Source organism: Nocardiopsis gilva YIM 90087 (assembly GCF_002263495.1).
Taxonomy (GTDB): Bacteria; Actinomycetota; Actinomycetes; order Streptosporangiales; family Streptosporangiaceae; genus Nocardiopsis_C; species Nocardiopsis_C gilva.
In genome coordinates, this window is the sequence record NZ_CP022753.1 from 176,590 (window position 1) to 192,023 (window position 15,434).

Annotated in this window: 14 protein-coding genes and 1 tRNA gene; 11 read left to right on the top strand and 4 right to left on the bottom strand. The window is 70.8% G+C overall.

Annotated features, from left to right (window positions below; translation table 11 throughout):
• Positions 1 to 7: 7 nt before the first annotated feature.
• The 8 genes from CDO52_RS01085 to CDO52_RS01120 all read left to right on the top strand — a co-directional run bounded on the left by CDO52_RS01085 (position 8) and on the right by CDO52_RS01120 (position 9,714).
• Entirely contained in the window at positions 8 to 427 is a 420-nt protein-coding gene (locus CDO52_RS01085) for a DUF3151 domain-containing protein (protein ID WP_017619577.1), read from the top strand.
• 203 nt (positions 428 to 630) lie between these two features.
• Entirely contained in the window at positions 631 to 1,914 is a 1,284-nt protein-coding gene (locus CDO52_RS01090; RefSeq protein WP_094932163.1) for an adenylosuccinate synthase, read from the top strand.
• 52 nt (positions 1,915 to 1,966) lie between these two features.
• The gene (purD, locus tag CDO52_RS01095) at positions 1,967 to 3,241 is read left to right on the top strand and encodes a phosphoribosylamine--glycine ligase (protein WP_026125950.1); all 1,275 of its coding nucleotides are present in this window, start codon (positions 1,967 to 1,969) and stop codon (positions 3,239 to 3,241) included.
• Positions 3,242 to 3,445: 204 nt separating this feature from the next.
• Positions 3,446 to 4,753: an adenylosuccinate lyase gene (gene purB / locus CDO52_RS01100; RefSeq protein WP_017619580.1), complete on the top strand. Its 1,308-nt coding sequence runs from the start codon at positions 3,446 to 3,448 to the stop codon at positions 4,751 to 4,753.
• A 55-nt stretch (positions 4,754 to 4,808) separates the two neighbouring features.
• A complete protein-coding gene (locus CDO52_RS01105; RefSeq protein ID WP_094932164.1) occupies positions 4,809 to 5,510 on the top strand; it encodes a hypothetical protein in 702 nt (233 codons plus the stop codon).
• A gap of 61 nt (positions 5,511 to 5,571) precedes the next feature.
• A complete protein-coding gene (locus CDO52_RS01110) occupies positions 5,572 to 6,486 on the top strand; it encodes a phosphoribosylaminoimidazolesuccinocarboxamide synthase (protein WP_026125951.1) in 915 nt (304 codons plus the stop codon).
• Positions 6,487 to 6,896: 410 nt separating this feature from the next.
• On the top strand, positions 6,897 to 8,198 hold the full coding sequence (murA, locus tag CDO52_RS01115) for a UDP-N-acetylglucosamine 1-carboxyvinyltransferase (RefSeq protein ID WP_026125952.1): 1,302 nt from the start codon (positions 6,897 to 6,899) through the stop codon (positions 8,196 to 8,198).
• A 250-nt stretch (positions 8,199 to 8,448) separates the two neighbouring features.
• Positions 8,449 to 9,714, top strand: coding sequence for a transcriptional regulator (locus CDO52_RS01120; protein ID WP_094932165.1), 1,266 nt, complete (start codon positions 8,449 to 8,451; stop codon positions 9,712 to 9,714).
• A 124-nt stretch (positions 9,715 to 9,838) separates the two neighbouring features.
• Here CDO52_RS01120 and hisC read toward each other — a convergent pair whose 3' ends face one another.
• Positions 9,839 to 10,927, bottom strand: a complete 1,089-nt coding sequence (gene hisC, locus CDO52_RS01125; protein ID WP_051060816.1) for a histidinol-phosphate transaminase — start codon at positions 10,925 to 10,927, stop codon at positions 9,839 to 9,841.
• Between the two features lie 149 nt (positions 10,928 to 11,076).
• Between hisC and CDO52_RS01130 the strand changes: the two genes are divergently transcribed.
• Positions 11,077 to 11,754: a hypothetical protein gene (locus CDO52_RS01130; protein WP_017619585.1), complete on the top strand. Its 678-nt coding sequence runs from the start codon at positions 11,077 to 11,079 to the stop codon at positions 11,752 to 11,754.
• 270 nt (positions 11,755 to 12,024) lie between these two features.
• Here the strand turns inward: CDO52_RS01130 and CDO52_RS01135 are convergent, their stop codons facing one another.
• Positions 12,025 to 13,005 carry a MauE/DoxX family redox-associated membrane protein gene (locus tag CDO52_RS01135; RefSeq protein ID WP_017619586.1) on the bottom strand — a complete coding sequence of 327 codons (981 nt, stop codon included), beginning with the start codon at positions 13,003 to 13,005 and terminating at the stop codon, positions 12,025 to 12,027.
• A gap of 4 nt (positions 13,006 to 13,009) precedes the next feature.
• Entirely contained in the window at positions 13,010 to 13,963 is a 954-nt protein-coding gene (locus CDO52_RS01140; RefSeq protein WP_026125955.1) for a hypothetical protein, read from the bottom strand.
• Positions 13,964 to 14,351: 388 nt separating this feature from the next.
• Here CDO52_RS01140 and CDO52_RS01145 point away from each other — a divergent pair, with 388 nt between their 5' ends.
• Together CDO52_RS01145 and CDO52_RS01150 are read left to right on the top strand one after the other, a co-directional pair.
• Positions 14,352 to 14,870 (top strand): SigE family RNA polymerase sigma factor, encoded by a 519-nt coding sequence (locus tag CDO52_RS01145; RefSeq protein ID WP_017619588.1) that lies wholly within the window; start codon positions 14,352 to 14,354, stop codon positions 14,868 to 14,870.
• 65 nt (positions 14,871 to 14,935) lie between these two features.
• Positions 14,936 to 15,024 (top strand) — tRNA-Ser (locus CDO52_RS01150).
• 101 nt (positions 15,025 to 15,125) lie between these two features.
• On the opposite strand, the gene CDO52_RS01155 is transcribed toward CDO52_RS01150, so the two are convergent.
• Positions 15,126 to 15,434: a hypothetical protein gene (locus CDO52_RS01155; protein WP_232524361.1), complete on the bottom strand. Its 309-nt coding sequence runs from the start codon at positions 15,432 to 15,434 to the stop codon at positions 15,126 to 15,128.

Consider the following 15,434-nt stretch of genomic DNA (forward strand, 5'->3'; position numbering starts at 1 on the left):
GGGGCCCATGGACCTGCACAAGAACCTGCTCGGAGAACCTCCGGCCACGCACCTGCCCGACCTTCCCGAGGCGCGCGAGGCACTGGCCGCCAGCGCTGACGACCCCGCCGCCGTCGCCGCTCGGTTCCCCGTCTACTCGGCGGCCTGGGCGACGCTCGCCGAACGGGCCTTCGCCGATGGCGACCCGGTGGCCACCTACGCCTACGCCCGCACCGGCTACCACCGCGGCCTGGACCAGCTGCGCCGGGCCGGGTGGAAGGGCCACGGACCGATCCCGTGGGACCACGAGCCCAACCGCGGCTTCCTGCGCTCCCTGCATATGCTCGCCACCGCCGCCAAGGCCATCGGCGAGACCGAGGAGGCCGAGCGCTGCTCGACGTTCCTGCGCGACAGCAGCGCGGCCGCCGCCGACGAGCTGGAGAGCTAATCTAGGGCTCTGACCAGCGCACTCACCGGTCCCGGGGGCGGCGGGACGGCACCCACCCGCCCCCTCCCCACCGGCCCCGGGTCATGTAGGCTCTATACGCAAGGGCCCCTGTCGCTGTCTTGCGCTGGGGCCTGAGCCATGTGTGCATGACACCGTGTGGGATTTTCCTCGGTCAGATCGAACGAATGAAGAGGTAGACGCGGATGCCGGCGATCACACTCGTTGGAGCCCAGTGGGGAGACGAGGGCAAGGGCAAGGCGACCGACCTTGTCGGCAACCGCGTGGACTACGTGGTGCGGTACCAGGGCGGGAACAACGCCGGCCACACCGTCGTCATCGGCGACCAGAAGTACGCGCTGCACCTGCTGCCCTCGGGCATCCTCTCCCCCGACGTCGTGCCGGTGATCGCCAACGGCGTGGTCATCGACCCGGCCGTCCTCTTCGAGGAGCTGCGCGGCCTGCAGGAGCGCGGCGTGAACACCGAGCGGCTGCTCGTCTCGGCGAACGCGCACCTGATCATGCCCTACCACCGGGCCCTCGACAAGGTCAGCGAGCGCTTCCTGGGCAAGGGCAAGATCGGCACCACCGGCCGCGGCATCGGCCCGACCTACGCCGACAAGATCTCCCGCGCCGGCGTGCGCGTGCAGGACACCTTCGACCCCAAGATCCTGCGGAAGAAGATCGAGCTCGCGCTCAACGACAAGAACCAGATCCTCACCAAGGTGTTCAACCGCCGCGGGCTGGACGCCGAGCAGATCATCGAGGAGTACCTGGGCTACGCCGACCTGCTGCGGCCCTACGTCGCCGACACCTCGCTGGTGCTGAACCAGGCGCTGGACGAGGGCAAGACCGTCTTCCTGGAGGGCTCGCAGGGCACCCTGCTGGACATCGACCACGGCACCTACCCGTTCGTCACGTCCTCCTCCCCGACCTCGGGCGGGGCGTGCGCCGGGGCGGGGATCGGCCCGACCCGCATCACCAAGGTCATCGGCATCCTCAAGGCCTACACGACCCGCGTGGGCTCCGGCCCCTTCCCCACCGAGCTCCTCGACGAGCAGGGCGAGTGGCTGCGCCAGCAGGGCGGCGAGTACGGCGTGACCACGGGCCGCAACCGCCGCTGCGGCTGGTTCGACGCGCCCATCGCGCGCTACGCCACACGCGTCAACGGCATCACCGACTTCTTCCTGACCAAGATGGACGTGCTGTCGGGTCTTGAGCGGATCCCCGTGTGCGTGGGCTACGACGTCGACGGCGAGCGCTGGGACGAGATCCCGATGACGCAGACCGACTTCCACCACGCCACCCCGGTCTACGAGTACTTCGACGGGTGGAACGAGGACATCTCCCACGTCCGCTCCTTCGAGGAGCTTCCCAAGAACGCTCAGGCCTACGTGCGTACCCTGGAGGAGATGGCCGGAGCCCAGATTTCGGCCATCGGTGTGGGCCCGGGCCGCGACCAGACGCTGGAGCTGCGCTCCCTGGTCTGAGCCCCGCGGCACCGCACACCGTTCCCCACACGACAACAAAAGGGTCCGCTACGTGAAAGCCTTGGTCCTCGGCGGCGGAGGCCGCGAGCACGCACTCGTCCGAGCGCTCTCCCTCGATCCGGGGGTGAGAGACCTGCACTGCGCGCCCGGCAACCCGGGCACCTCGGCACTGGCCGACAACCACGTCATCAACGTGCTCGACGGCCTGGCGGTCACCGAGCTCGCCGCCCGCATCGGCGCCGAGCTCGTGGTGGTCGGGCCGGAGGCGCCACTCGTGGAGGGCGTGGCCGACGCGCTGCGCGACCGCGGCATCCCCGTGTTCGGCCCGGACCGCGAGGCGGCCCGGCTGGAGGGGTCCAAGGCCTTCGCCAAGGAGGTCATGGAGGCCGCGGGCGTCCCCACGGCCCGCGCCCGTGTGTGCAAGAACCCCGGGCAGGTGGCCGAGGCGCTCGACGCCTTCGGCGCGCCGTATGTGGTGAAGGACGACGGCCTGGCGGCGGGCAAGGGCGTCGTGGTGACCGGGGACCGCGCGCTGGCCGAGCAGCACGCGCGTGAGTGCGGCCGCGTGGTCATCGAGGAGTACCTCGACGGCCCCGAGGTGTCGCTGTTCGTGCTCAGCGACGGCATCCACGCCGTGCCGCTGCTGCCGGCCCAGGACTTCAAGCGCGCCTACACCGGCGACGAGGGCCCCAACACCGGCGGCATGGGCGCCTACGCCCCGCTGCCGTGGGCCGAGCCCGGCCTGGTGGACGAGGTGATGGAGTCCGTGGTGCGCCCGACCATCGCCGAGATGTCCCGGCGCGGTCACCGCTACCAGGGCCTGCTGTACGTCGGCCTCGCCCTGACCTCGGCCGGACCGCGGGTGGTGGAGTTCAACGCCCGCTTCGGCGACCCCGAGACCCAGGTGGTGCTCGACCGCCTCGCCACCCCCATCGGATCCCTGCTCCAGGCGGCCGACACGGGAGCCCTCGGCGGGATCACCTCCCTCGACTGGCATGCGGGAGCGGCCGTCACGGTGGTGATCGCCGCGGAGAACTACCCGACAGACCCGGTCAAGGGCGACCTGATCACCGGCCTCGACGCCGCCGAGGCGGTCGAGGGCGCCTACGTCCTCCACGCGGGCACGGCCTGGAGCGGCGCCCGCGACCTGAAGTCCACCGGCGGCCGCGTCCTCAACGTGGTCGGCACCGGCCCCGACCTCACCCAGGCCCGCGAACGCGCCTACGAGGCCGCGGGCAAGATCGAGCTCCGGGGCTCCTTCTACCGCACCGACATCGCCGAGAAGGCCGCCCTCGGAAAGGACCTGGGCCAGGACCCGCAGGCCTGACCCGCGACACGCTCCGAAGGTGATCACGGCGATGGTCTCCGTTCCACCGGTCCGCTCTGTCGGCCTGAGAGCCGAATCGCCGTGATCACCGGTGCGGAGTGATCGGGGTCCGCTGGGCGGCCTTGTCCGCGTTCGCCCTGTCCGCCGTGACCCGGGTCGCGACCTAACACCCCTAGTGATCCGGGGACCTGCGAAGATAGTCGGGTGATCGAGCGCTACACCCTTCCGGAAATCGGGCGCGTCTTCAGTGACGCCCACAAGTACGAGCTTTGGTGCCAGGTCGAGACCCTGGTGATGGAGGCGCACGCCGCTGCGGGGACGATCCCGGCGGACGCGGTCGAGCCGGTGCGCAAGGCGCCGCCGCCCACCCCGGAGCGGGTGGCCGAGATCGAGGCTGTCACGCAGCACGACGTCATCGCCTTTCTCACCGCGTGGGCCGACAACACCGAGCCCCGTGACGCCGCCGCGTGGGTCCACTTCGGGATGACCTCCTCCGACCTGCTGGACACCGCGCTGGCCGCGCAGCTGGTCGAGGCCACCGACATCCTTCTGGCCAAGGCCGACACCCTCGTGGCCGCGCTGCGCGACCACGCGCTGGCGCACAAGGACACGCTGCGCGTCGGCCGCACCCACGGGATCCACGGCGAGCCCGATGTGTGGGGGCACCGCGTGGCCGACTTCGCGTTCGGCATGGCCCGGTCCCGCGACCGGCTCCGCCGCGCGCGCGAGGCCGTCGGGGTCATGGCGATCTCCGGTCCCGTCGGCACCTACTCCAACATCGACCCGAAGGTCGAGGCGTACGTCGCCGAGAAGCTCGGCCTGCGCCCGGCCGATGTCTCCACGCAGGTGGTGCTGCGCGACGGCATCTCGGAGTGGGTCTCCTGCCTGGCGATCATGGCCACCGTGTGCGAGGCCATCGCCCTGGAGGTGCGGCACGGCCAGCGCACCGAGGTGCGTGAGCTGTGGGAGCCCTTCGGCAAGGGGCAGAAGGGTTCCAGCGCCATGCCGCACAAGAAGAACCCGATCATGTCGGAGCGCATCTGCGGGATGGCGCGCAACGTGCGCGCCCAGATCGTGCCGGTCATGGAGGGCATCCCGCTGTGGCACGAGCGCGACATCTCGCACTCCTCCACCGAGCGCATCGCGCTGCCGGACGCCGCCATCGCCACCGACTACCTGCTGAACCTCACCACCAAGCTGGTGAGCGGGCTGGTCGTCGACACCGACCGGATGCAGGCGAACCTCGACTCCACCAACGGCCTGATCTACTCCTCCACGGTCGTCTCCGAACTGCTGGAAACCGGGATGTCCCGCGAGGACGTCTACGCTCTCGTGCAGACCGCGGCGATGCGGACCTGGGAGACCGGCACCGCGTTCCGCGAGACGCTGCGCGAGGAGGCCTCCGCGCGCGGCGTCGCACTGGACGAGGCGCGGCTGGACGGGGTGTGCCGGCCGGAGCGCTTCGTGCAGCGGCTCGGCGGCGTCTTCGACCGGCTGGCGAAGGTGAGCTAGCCGGCCCGACCGTCGAGTCCGGCGATCCGGCCAAGGCGAGCGAGGAGCGGAAAGCATGATGAGGACCGACCAGTACATCGACGTGGTCCGGCGACGCCTGTACTCCACCCACTCCCGGGTCATGGAGAACCAGCGGGTCGGGCCGGGGACAGCGCTGGTCGGCCTCCGCTCCGAGAACGTCGCGCTGACCCCGATGAGCATCTCCATCGCGGTCATCTCGGCCGAGTTCGCCACCGGCCCGATGCTGCGCGACTTCTGCAGGTCAGCTAGCAGCGCCGCCTACGCCATGGCCGGCGGCGGCGTCGGCCTGGTGAAGGGCGCGTGCACGATCGCGGCCGTGGTCGCCGACCGCTCCGACCCCGAGGCCCAGCAGTTCGCCGGGCAGAAGACCCAGGTGGGCTTCGGCACGACCCTGCGCCCGGTCCTGGTCGATCTCGGCAGCGGGAACGTGGTGTGCTGGCTGGGCAGCCAGTTCGTGGGCGCGTTGGCGATGGACATGGTCAACACGAATGTGCGTCGGCACTTCCCGCTGCCCGCGCAGGCGCGGGCCGAGATCGGCGGCGGGCACGCCCAGCCGTACCCCGGCGCCCCCGTTCCGCCCGCCCCGCAGGCCAATCCGCCGCATCAGCCGCCCCCGCCCCCTCCGCGGCCCCAGCAGCCTCCCCGGAGCGGCCCGCACGGCCCCTACGGGCCGCACAGCCCGCACGGCCGTCCGGGCGGGTACCCGCAGCCCCCGGGCCCCTACCGCCCGTACTGACGCCCTTTGGCGCCGCCCAGTCCAACCCCGCCAATCCGAGATGGACAAGGACACCCACGCTTTGAGCGGCTTCGTCGTCAAACCCGAGCCCGTCGAGGTTCCCGGCCTCACCCACCTGCACACCGGCAAGGTCCGCGATCTGTACGCGACCCAGGGCGGCGAGCTGGTGATGGTCGCCAGCGACCGCGTCTCCGCCTACGACTGGGTGCTGCCCACCGAGATCCCCGGCAAGGGGCAGCTGCTCACCCAGCTGACGCTGTGGTGGTTCGAGCGCCTGTCCGACCTGGTGTCGGGCCACGTGCTGGCCGACACCCCGCCGCCCGGCGCCCCCGCCGACTGGGCCGGGCGCACGCTCGTCTGCCGCAACCTGGACATGATCCCGGTGGAGTGCGTGGCGCGCGGCTACCTCACCGGGTCCGGCCTGGCCGAGTACGAGCAGACCGGCACGGTGTGCGACGTACCGCTCCCGCCGGGCCTGGTCGACGGTTCCCGGCTGGAGGAGCCAATCTTCACCCCCGCGCTCAAGGCGGAGGTGGGCGAGCACGACGAGAACGTCTCCTTCGCCGCCGTGGCCGCCGCGCACGGCGAGAAGCTCGCCGCCGAGCTGCGCGACCTGACGCTCGCCGTCTACGCGCGGGGACGCGCGATCGCCGAGGAGCGCGGCATCCTGCTCGCCGACACCAAGTTCGAGTTCGGCCACGGGCCCGGAGGCGAGCTGGTGCTCGCCGACGAGGTCTTCACCCCCGACTCCTCGCGGTTCTGGCCGGCCGACTCCTGGAGCCCCGGCCGCCCCCACCCCTCGTTCGACAAGCAGTTCATCCGCGACTGGCTGACCTCGCCCGCCTCCGGCTGGGACCGGGCCGCCGACACCCCGCCCCCACCGCTGCCCGACGAGGTCGTCGAGCGCACCCAGGCCAAGTACATCGAGGTCTACGAGCGCCTGACCGGCGTGGCCCCCGACGTCGGCGGTCGCTGACCAGCTGTCGGCCGGCTGGCGGCCGGACGAGCCCGCATCGTGGGGATCACCCCTCCCGGTGATCCCCACCACGATGGCCCCGCGCGGTACGCACAAGGCATACAGTGGTACCCGTTCTGTGCCAGGACGGGCTTCTCATCGCCCCGCACGCGCACAGGACTGTGTCGACCCGCCACCGGGCGATCACGTGGCCTCTTGGCGCGCCCGTCTCCGCCTCAACCCCCCGCCGTGATCTTCCCGCCGCTGGGCATTGGAGACCCGCCGCCGGAATGTCATCGCCGGTCCTCGACGCCGAGCGCTGTGCCGATCCCCCCGCCGGACCGCACCGCGCGTATGCCGCGTCCCGCCGTGGCGGGCGACACCCCCGCAGCATCATCACCGACATCCGCCACATGAAGGAGTACATGCGCATGGGCCAGCAGGTTCGTTACCGCGTCCGTGGCGGCCGTCCCCTCAAAGGAACGGCCTTCATTCAGGGCGCGAAGAACGCCGTCCTGCCGATGATCGGCGCCGCGCTGCTCGCGTCGGAGGGCCGCACGGTACTGCGCAACGTCCCGATCATCGAGGACGTCCGCCGCGCGCTGGAGCTCGCCGAGCACATCGGTGCCAAGGTGGAGTTCCACGAGCCCGAGCGCACCATCGTCATCGACGCCAGCGAACTCGGCGACCCCGAGCGCGCCGTCCTCCCGGCCGACATCGCCGCCCGCTTCCGCGGCTCCGTGCTCTTCGTCCCCGCCCTCATGCACCGCATGCGCCAGGCCCGCATCGAGGGCGTCGGCGGCTGCAACCTGGGCAGCCGCAAGCTCGACTTCCACTACCGCGGGTTCGCCCGCCTCGGCGCCGAGGTGACCGAGGACGCCGAGCGCAACCACATCAACATCAACGCCCCGAACCTGCGCGGCGGCCGCCTCTACCTGGACACGCCCTCGCACACCGGAACCGAGAACCTGATCATGGCGGCGGCGCTGACCCCGGGCACGACGGTCATCGAGCACGCCGCCCTGGAGCCCGAGGTCCTGGACGTCATCGAGTTCCTCACCCGCATGGGGGCGAAGATCTCCGGCGGCGGCACCGGCATCATCACCGTCGAGGGCGTCGAGTCGCTCACCGCGGTCGAGCACACGATCATGTCGGACCGGATCGACGCCGGTGTGCTGGCGATGATGGCCGCGGCGACCGGCGGCGAGGTCAGCCTGGTCGGCGCGCACCTGGACCACCTGGGCGTCGCGCGCTGGAAGCTGGAGCAGATGGGGGTGGACTTCGCCCAGCAGGGCGCTGTGCTGCACGTGCGCCGGGACGCCGACGCCCCGCTGCGGCCGATCAACGCCGTCACCTCGCCCTACCCGGGCTTCGCCACCGACCTGCAGTCGCCGCTGATGGCGCTGGCCACGCTGGCCGACGGCGAGAGCTACCTGCACGAGGCCATCTACGACGGCCGCTTCGCCCTGGCCGACGAGCTCAACAAGATGGGCGCCAAGATCGAGGTCGACGGCACCCGCGCGATCGTGCACGGCTCCCCCTCGACCCCGCTGCGGGGGGCCGACGTCGTGGCGCACGACCTCCGCACCGGGGCAGCTCTGGTGCTCGCCGGCCTGGTGGCCGAGGGTGAGACGGTCGTCGCATCGGGCTACCTGGTTGACCGCGGTCACTCTCAGTTCGCCAGCCGATTGGCCGCTTTGGGCGCCGATGTCACCCGCGAAAGCGCCGCATAAGCGCCGAATGCCCAGTTCACGCCGGGGTGGGGGAGCGATCTCCCGCCCAGGCTTTCAGCGTTCTGTGTGAAACGATCTTCATCTGCCCCGCACAATGGGTACGATCGCGGCAATCATGCCGTGACAGAAACAGGTTCGGGAAACCAGTGGGCGCACATAGTGAAGAGCGTGGAATGGTAGCGGGGAGCAGCCCGAGGTGAGTGCGCAGCGTACTGGCGATTTGACAATTGGTGTCATTGGGCCGCATGAAGTGGTGGAGCGCATCATGCTCATGGGGCCGGGGTCCACGGGCCCGCTCAACGCCAGACTGATCGCCGCCGCCTATCGAGACGAGCAAGAGGCGACCGACAAGGTACTGCGCCTGGGGTCAGCGATCGATGCCTATCTGTTCGCGAGCCCCGTCCCATACGAGTTCGCACGTAAGGCGGGGGTACTGACGATGCCCGCCACCTACGTGCCGCTCGGCGGGGCCAGCCTGCACGAGGCCCTTCTGCGGGCCACTTTGGACGAGAGATTCGAGCCGACGCGGGCCAGCCTCGACGTACTCGGCCGGGCCGATGTCGTCGAGGCGTACTCCGAGGTGGACCTGCCTGTCGACGGCATCCACGTGCATGAGGAGCTGACCAGCACGGCACAGCTGACCTCGTTCCACGAGGGGCTGTGGCGGCGCAAGGCCACCCGGATGGCCATCACCTGTGTCCGGGGTGTGGCCGAGCGGCTGGAGGCGATCGGGGTACCGGTGATTCGGCTCCGTCCGACCAACGCGGGCGTGCGCAGTGCCCTGCAGACCGCGGGTCTGCTCGGCGCGCACCACCGCCTGGAGGAGGCGCAGCTGGGCGTGGTGATCGTCGACGTCCCCACGCTGCGCGACTCCACGCGGCGCTCCACCCCGCGATACTGGCGCGACGAGCTGCGGCTGGCCCTGCACCGGCTGCTGCTGCAGGAGGCGCACCGCATCAACGCGGCCGCACACCCGGTGGACGACCACACCTTCATGATCACCGCGACGCGGGGCTCGTTGGTGTCGGCCACCGAGGGCTTCCGGCAGCCGCCGTTCGTGGAGCGGATCAAGGCCGAGCTCGGCATCGCCATCGAGGTCGGCATCGGCATGGGGCGCACCACGCAGGACGCCGAGACCCACGCCCGTGCGGCGCTGAGCCGGGCGCAGGCGACCCGGCAGAGCTTCGCGGTCGATCGGGAGGGCCGGTCGCTGGTTCCCGCACAGCGTGCCCCGCAGCGGCAGACGGCGGAGCCCCTGCGCACCAAGGGCCGCGAGACCCTGGTGCGGCTGTCCGAGAAGATCGCCGAGGAGGACGGCCCGCTGGTCGTCGACGCGGAGAACGCCGGGCGGATGCTCGGTGTCACCCCGCGTACGGCCCGGCGGCTGCTGCGCACCCTCGTCGAGGAGGGGCTCGCCTGGCCGCTGCCGCCCAACCGCACGCTGCAGCCGGGGCGCCCGCGCCAGCTCTACCGGCTGATCGTGGAGAAGCTCGACAAGGACAAGGCCGGCAAGTAGCTCGAGCAGCCGGAACCGGCTCGACCGGCCGGGCGGCGGAGCCCGGGGGAGGCCGCGGTGGTCACCGCGGCCTCCCCCGGCGCCGTCGTTCGCGCGCGGCGGCGGTGCCGGACAGGGCGGCGGGTCAGCCCTTGTTCCGCGTCGGGTAGGCGTGGGCGACGGCCAGGAGGGCGTCGTTCTCCTCGGGCGTGCCGATACTGATGCGCAGCCCCTCGCCGGCGAAGGGGCGCACGGCCACGCCGGCGGCCTCGCACGCGGCGGCGAAGTCGAGGGTGGCATCGTCCATGCGCAGCCACACGAAGTTGGCCTCGGTGGGCGGCACCGCCCAGCCGTCGGCGATCAGCGCGTCGCGCACCCGGCCCCGCTCCTTCACGGTGAGCTCCACGCGCTCCAGCAGCTCGCGCTCGGCCTCCAGCGACGCCAGCGCGGCGGCCTGGGCCAGGTGGTTGACCGCGAACGGCACCATGGTCTTGCGGACGGCGGTGGCGACGTCCGGGTGGCCGATGAGGAAGCCAACGCGCAGCGCGGCCAGGCCGTAGGCCTTGGAGAAGGTGCGCAGGACCGCGACGTTGGGGCGGTCGCGGAACAGGTCGATCCCGTCGGGCACCTGGGGGTCGCGGACGTACTCGCGGTAGGCCTCGTCGAGGACCACGAGGACGTGGTCGGGGACGCGGGCGAGGAAGGCGTTCAGCTCGGCCTCGCGTACGGCGGTGCCGGTGGGGTTGTTCGGGTTGCAGACGAGGACAACGCGCGTGCGGTCGGTGATGGCATCGGCGAGGGCGTCGAGATCGTGCGTCTCGTCGCGCAGGGGGACGCGCACCGACGTCGCGCCGGACAGGTCGGCGAGCAGCGGGTAGGCCTCGAAGGAGCGCCAGGCGTAGACGACCTCGGTGCCGGGCTCGGCGGTGGCCTCCAGGAGCTGCTGCAGCACCCCCACGGACCCGGCGCCGACGGCCACGTGGTCCTCGGGGACGCCGAACCGGGTGGCCAGGGCCGCGGTGAGCGCGACGGCGCCGGTATCGGGATAGCGGTTGATCTCGGTGGCCGCGGCGGCCAGCGCGTCGAGGACCGAGGGCAGCGGACCGTACGGACTCTCGTTGGAGGAGAGCTTCATCGACCGTCCGTCCGGACCGACAACCTTGCGGCCCGGCGTGTAGACGGGGATGGAACTAAGTACAGCCCGGAAATACGACGAATTCCGCTCCGACACCATTGTCCTTCCTCGATACTCTGTGCAAGTCCAAGAATACGCACGGCGATGGTCCGCCGAAAATACCCACTCGGACCTCAGCGGCAATATCGCACAGAAGAGGAAATAGCACCATGGACCACCCTGGAAAGCTACGGAAAGTAATCATTAAAGTGCTCAGCGTTGCGACCATCGCTTCCGCGCTCACCGCCTGTGGCTACGCGATCGGCGGCGAGACGGCGAACGACGACCCGAACGCCGAGGCCGCGGCCAAGCTGCGCGACGCGCAGCTCGTGCAGTTCGGTGAGGCCAAGATCGTCCCCGAGCGGAGCGAACAGGGCACCTACGCCCGGCTGGCGACCATCCAGCAGACGGAGGAGCTGCGCGAGTCCGCCGACATGGACAACCCCGAATGCATGGACGCGGCCAATCGGTGGGGGCGGCTGAAGAAGGTGCGGGAGGCGCCGAGCTCGCTGGCGACGTTCCTGCGGGGCGAGGACACCATCGCGCACATGCTGATCGCGACGGGCGAGAAGACCGCGCAGAAGGTGGTCGACACCCCGCTGCCGGAGGAGTGCCTCGAGTACGAGGTCCGGTTCGAGGAGGGCGCGACGACGTCGTACAAGATGGAGCGACTCGACATCGAGGAGGTGGCCGATGCCTCCCGTGCCTACACCGTGGAGACCGAGATGGAGAAGGAGCCGGTGGTGCTGCACAGCCTTCTCTACCGCAACGGGGACAACCTGGGGGTCACCTCCATCCTCGGCACCAACGAGGACGGGGATTACAAGAAGACCCTGCAAGCGTTCACCGAAGCGGCGGTCGAGCGCGAGGACCGGGTCTTTCCCTAGCCCCGTACAGCGGACCCGCCGCGGCCGCGTGCGGCACGGCGGAGGCGGTTCCGTGGATCCCCGGAGACGCGGGAACGGGTGGCGCGAGGGGTGCCGATGCACTAGAGTCGAGACTAATCGAACTGGCGTTCGAACAAATCGGACGTGGGCGGCGCGATCACGGCAGCGCACCTGTTCGGCCTAGCGGCGGTATGGCCGAATGGCGTCGGACGCGCCCCCACGTCCCATTGTCTCCGCCGTCGGCGGCGGAACTCCGGGGTGCCCGGCACCTCACCTCGGGGCGGTCTTCGAGGGATCCTGCACCGGAATCACCGTGTCGGGTAGCTCGACGGCCTCCCGTTCTCCCGGCCCGGGCAGAGCGGATCGGGCGGCCACTTCGCCGAGCACAGCCAGGGTCTCCCCGGTCTCGCCATCACTGATGGCCGCGCGGACGGCCGGCCGGCGCCCCCGCACGTGGACGCCGAACACGACGTCGACGTCCCGGTTGTCGCGCGTCCCCGCGAACCGGATGAAGCGCCAGCAGCCGTGCCGCCACACATCCGCGGGCTCCGCGTCGGGTTCGGTGATCAGCGCCGTGTTGGCGCGCCAGACATCACTGGCCTTCAACCGGGTCAGGGTCCGCCGCAGCGGCACCTCGCGCAGCTCGCACGGCTCCAGGTGGAACCGGCGCATCGCGAGCTCATTGAGCTCTGGGGACAGAGCGGCGATCAGCACCACCTCGGCCGCCATGGCCACCAGGTGCGTGAGCGTGGGAGCGGCGAGCACGACCACGCCGGTGGACTCCAGCCCGATGGTGGAGACGGCCCCGGCGGCGAGGACGAGGGCCCGCGCGATCGTGCGCCACCCCACCGGGGTCGTGCTCAGCCCGCCGAAGCAGCCGCACCCCAGCTCCGGGTCGCGCTCGCGCAGCCGGAACAGCAGGAGCGCCGCCACCAGGAAGAGGGCCGCCGTGGCCCCGCGGGCGATGTCGCCCGGGAGGGCGGTCAGGGTGAGCAGGCCGACGGCGAGCACGGCTTCGAGCCAGCCGTTGGCCAGCTCGAAGCGGCGGTGAAACCGGCTCGGCAGCAGCGCCACCGGGCCGCTCCCGCGCGGCGAGCGGTCGGCGATCTTGGCGACCGCGCCGAGGAGCAGAAGCAGGACCAGGATCGGCAGTTGGATATCGCGCACCACACCGATGACGTCGGCCGAATCGGCGACGTCGGCGACGCCGGTCACGTTGATCGCGTTGATCGCAAAGGTCTCGACGACCATCTCGTCACCCCACTGTCAGCGTCGCGTTGAAGCATCCGGACTCTGGGCACCCGCCCAGGGCGACATAACTCATCAGGGTCAGCTGCGCGATACGGCCGCTGGCCTCGCTCTCACAGGCGGTGCAGAGGTCGCAGAAGCGGCCGACGGCCGAGCCGCAGGAGAGGACCTGGAGCGCGGTGGAGAGGCCGGTGCAGTCGTTGCTCAAGGAGAACGTCGTGCCGATGGAGAGCAGGGGCAGAGGTCCGCAGCTCTCCCCGCGGTCGCACACGTCGCCGCAGTCGCCGCCGGGATCCAGCGCCGGGTAGGCGGCGCCCGTTGCGCGGGCGAGCGGGTTGACGTGCGTCGAGCGCCCCAGAGCCGGGTCGTACCAGCCGACGGTTCCGGACACCGCACCTGGGAAACGGTGGACGGGCGGGCGGCGCGGGGCCTCGTCGACGGGGTAGGGGGCCTGGGTCGTGGCCGGAATCATGGCGTGCACGGCGCCGTCGTGCCAGAGGCCGATGGCGTCGAAGAGGTAGCCGGGTTCGAGGACCGGGTGGCGCACGCCGATGCGCCCGGAGGCGCGGTAGGGGATGACGACGTGGCGGCGGGGACGGCCGTGGCCCTCGTCGACCTCCAGGGCGTCGCCGTCGCGCGCGGCGATCACACCGGTGACGCGGGCGATCTGCGCCCAGACGCGTTCGGCCACCCAGCGTCCGCCGTGGGCGCAGCGGATCACGACGTCGTCGCCGGGGAGCAGCGCCGAGGAGTCGACGTCGCGCCCGCGCCAGAAGGTGGTGGAGCGCTCGAACAGGAAGGGCTCCTCCCCGCGCGGCGTCGCGATGCGCAGCATGTGCGGCGTGATGTCGAGGACCACGCCGCGCGCGACCCGGCCCGGTAGCTCGTCGGCTACAGGGGCCGCGTCCTCACCGAGGACGGCGGCGGTGAGCCGTCTGCGGTCACCTATATCTACTGACATCGCCCCTCCTGTTCCGCCGTGCCCGGTTCCATTTTCGCCATCCGTTCCCAGGTCGGGGTGTTACACGCCGAACGACCCTGTTTTCGTCATCAATCCCGGCTTACGGCTGACGCGAAACGCCCGGGGAAGCGACCGCAATGTCGCCTTCGTCCGACGCACGAGACCCCCTGTGGGCTGGTTGCTCGCGATCCGCCCGATCCTTCGCGTTTGTTCGAACATGATGTGAAAGAGAGCTGATCATTACGTATCGCGTGCAACAGTGAAGAACAAGGTGAAGATTGTGACCGAGACCACGTCGTAGCCCACGAGGGCGGACGCGTGAGCGAGACCGCGCAACCACCCGCAGGGGCGGACACCACGTGGTCGCGAGCCCGGATCGGTGGTCCGTGTGAAAGACACGACGCGGCGAACCAGGTACGAGGAGTTCTCCGGCTACGTCGACGAGCGTGGCCCGGCACTGCTACGGATGGCACGGTCACTGACGGGCAACCGCGCCGACGCGGAGGACCTGCTGCAGGCGGCCCTGCTCAAGACCTTCTTCGCGTGGGACCGCATCAACAGCCCCAGCGCCCGGGACGGATACGTGCGCCGGGCCATGGTCAACACCCAGATCTCCGAGTGGCGCCGCAAGCACCTGGAGATCTTCCCCACCGAGGAGATCCCCGAGCAACAGGTCGACGACCCCACCTGGAAGAGCGACCTCGCCGACCTGCTGCACCGCGCCATCGACCGCCTCCCGGAACGGCAGCGTGCGACCGTCATGCTCCGCTACTACGAGGACATGTCCGAGGCCCAGATCGCCGAACAGCTCGGCATCACGGTCGGCACGGTCAAGAGCACCCTCTCCCGCGCCGTCGCCAAACTCCGCCTCGACGCCGACCTCGCCATCGAACGCGCCATGTCCTGAACCCACCCGCCGTCCCCATTCGTTTTGCGCCCGCACCCCCGCACTCTGTACTCTTGTGCCTGCCAGGAGGATTCGCCTAGTCCGGTCTATGGCGCCGCACTGCTAATGCGGTTAGGTGGCAACGCCTTCCGGGGTTCAAATCCCCGATCCTCCGCAGGTCACGAAGGGCCCGCCGCGCACGCGGCGGGCCCTTCGTCGTGAGCTAGTCTCAGTTCTCGTCTCAGTCACGGTCGGCGCGGCACCCCGCCAACGCGCTCACCGACAGTCGGCTCGGTCCGCGCCGACCGTTCCCGGATCGGGCAGGGTGCGGGCCACGGCCACGACGTAGGACCGCAGATCGGGCGTGCTGTTCGGATCGGCGCCCAGGATGAGGCGCGTCATCTGGGGAAAGGCGAGCGGCCAGACCGCGACTCCGATGACCGCCAGAAAGGTGGCCGCGGCCGCCCGGTCGTCCAGAGGCGCGCCGGTCGCCTCGGCCAGCGTCGCGGCCTTGCGCGCGTAGTGCCCGTCGGGGAGGGGGTCGCTGCCGTAGTGCAGGGCCTCCCACATCATCAACCGCGTCAT

Excerpts from the sequence above, each read along its gene's own strand:
- CDO52_RS01085 (WP_017619577.1), top strand. The coding sequence starts at position 8 with ATGGACCTGCACAAGAACCTGCTCGGAGAACCTCCGGCCACGCACCTG.
- CDO52_RS01090 (WP_094932163.1), top strand. The coding sequence starts at position 631 with ATGCCGGCGATCACACTCGTTGGAGCCCAGTGGGGAGACGAGGGCAAG.
- CDO52_RS01105 (WP_094932164.1), top strand. The coding sequence starts at position 4,809 with ATGATGAGGACCGACCAGTACATCGACGTGGTCCGGCGACGCCTGTAC.
- murA (WP_026125952.1), top strand. The coding sequence starts at position 6,897 with ATGGGCCAGCAGGTTCGTTACCGCGTCCGTGGCGGCCGTCCCCTCAAA.
- hisC (WP_051060816.1), bottom strand. The coding sequence starts at position 10,927 with ATGGTGTCGGAGCGGAATTCGTCGTATTTCCGGGCTGTACTTAGTTCC.
- CDO52_RS01135 (WP_017619586.1), bottom strand. The coding sequence starts at position 13,005 with ATGGTCGTCGAGACCTTTGCGATCAACGCGATCAACGTGACCGGCGTC.
- CDO52_RS01140 (WP_026125955.1), bottom strand. The coding sequence starts at position 13,963 with ATGTCAGTAGATATAGGTGACCGCAGACGGCTCACCGCCGCCGTCCTC.
- CDO52_RS01155 (WP_232524361.1), bottom strand. The coding sequence starts at position 15,434 with ATGACGCGGTTGATGATGTGGGAGGCCCTGCACTACGGCAGCGACCCC.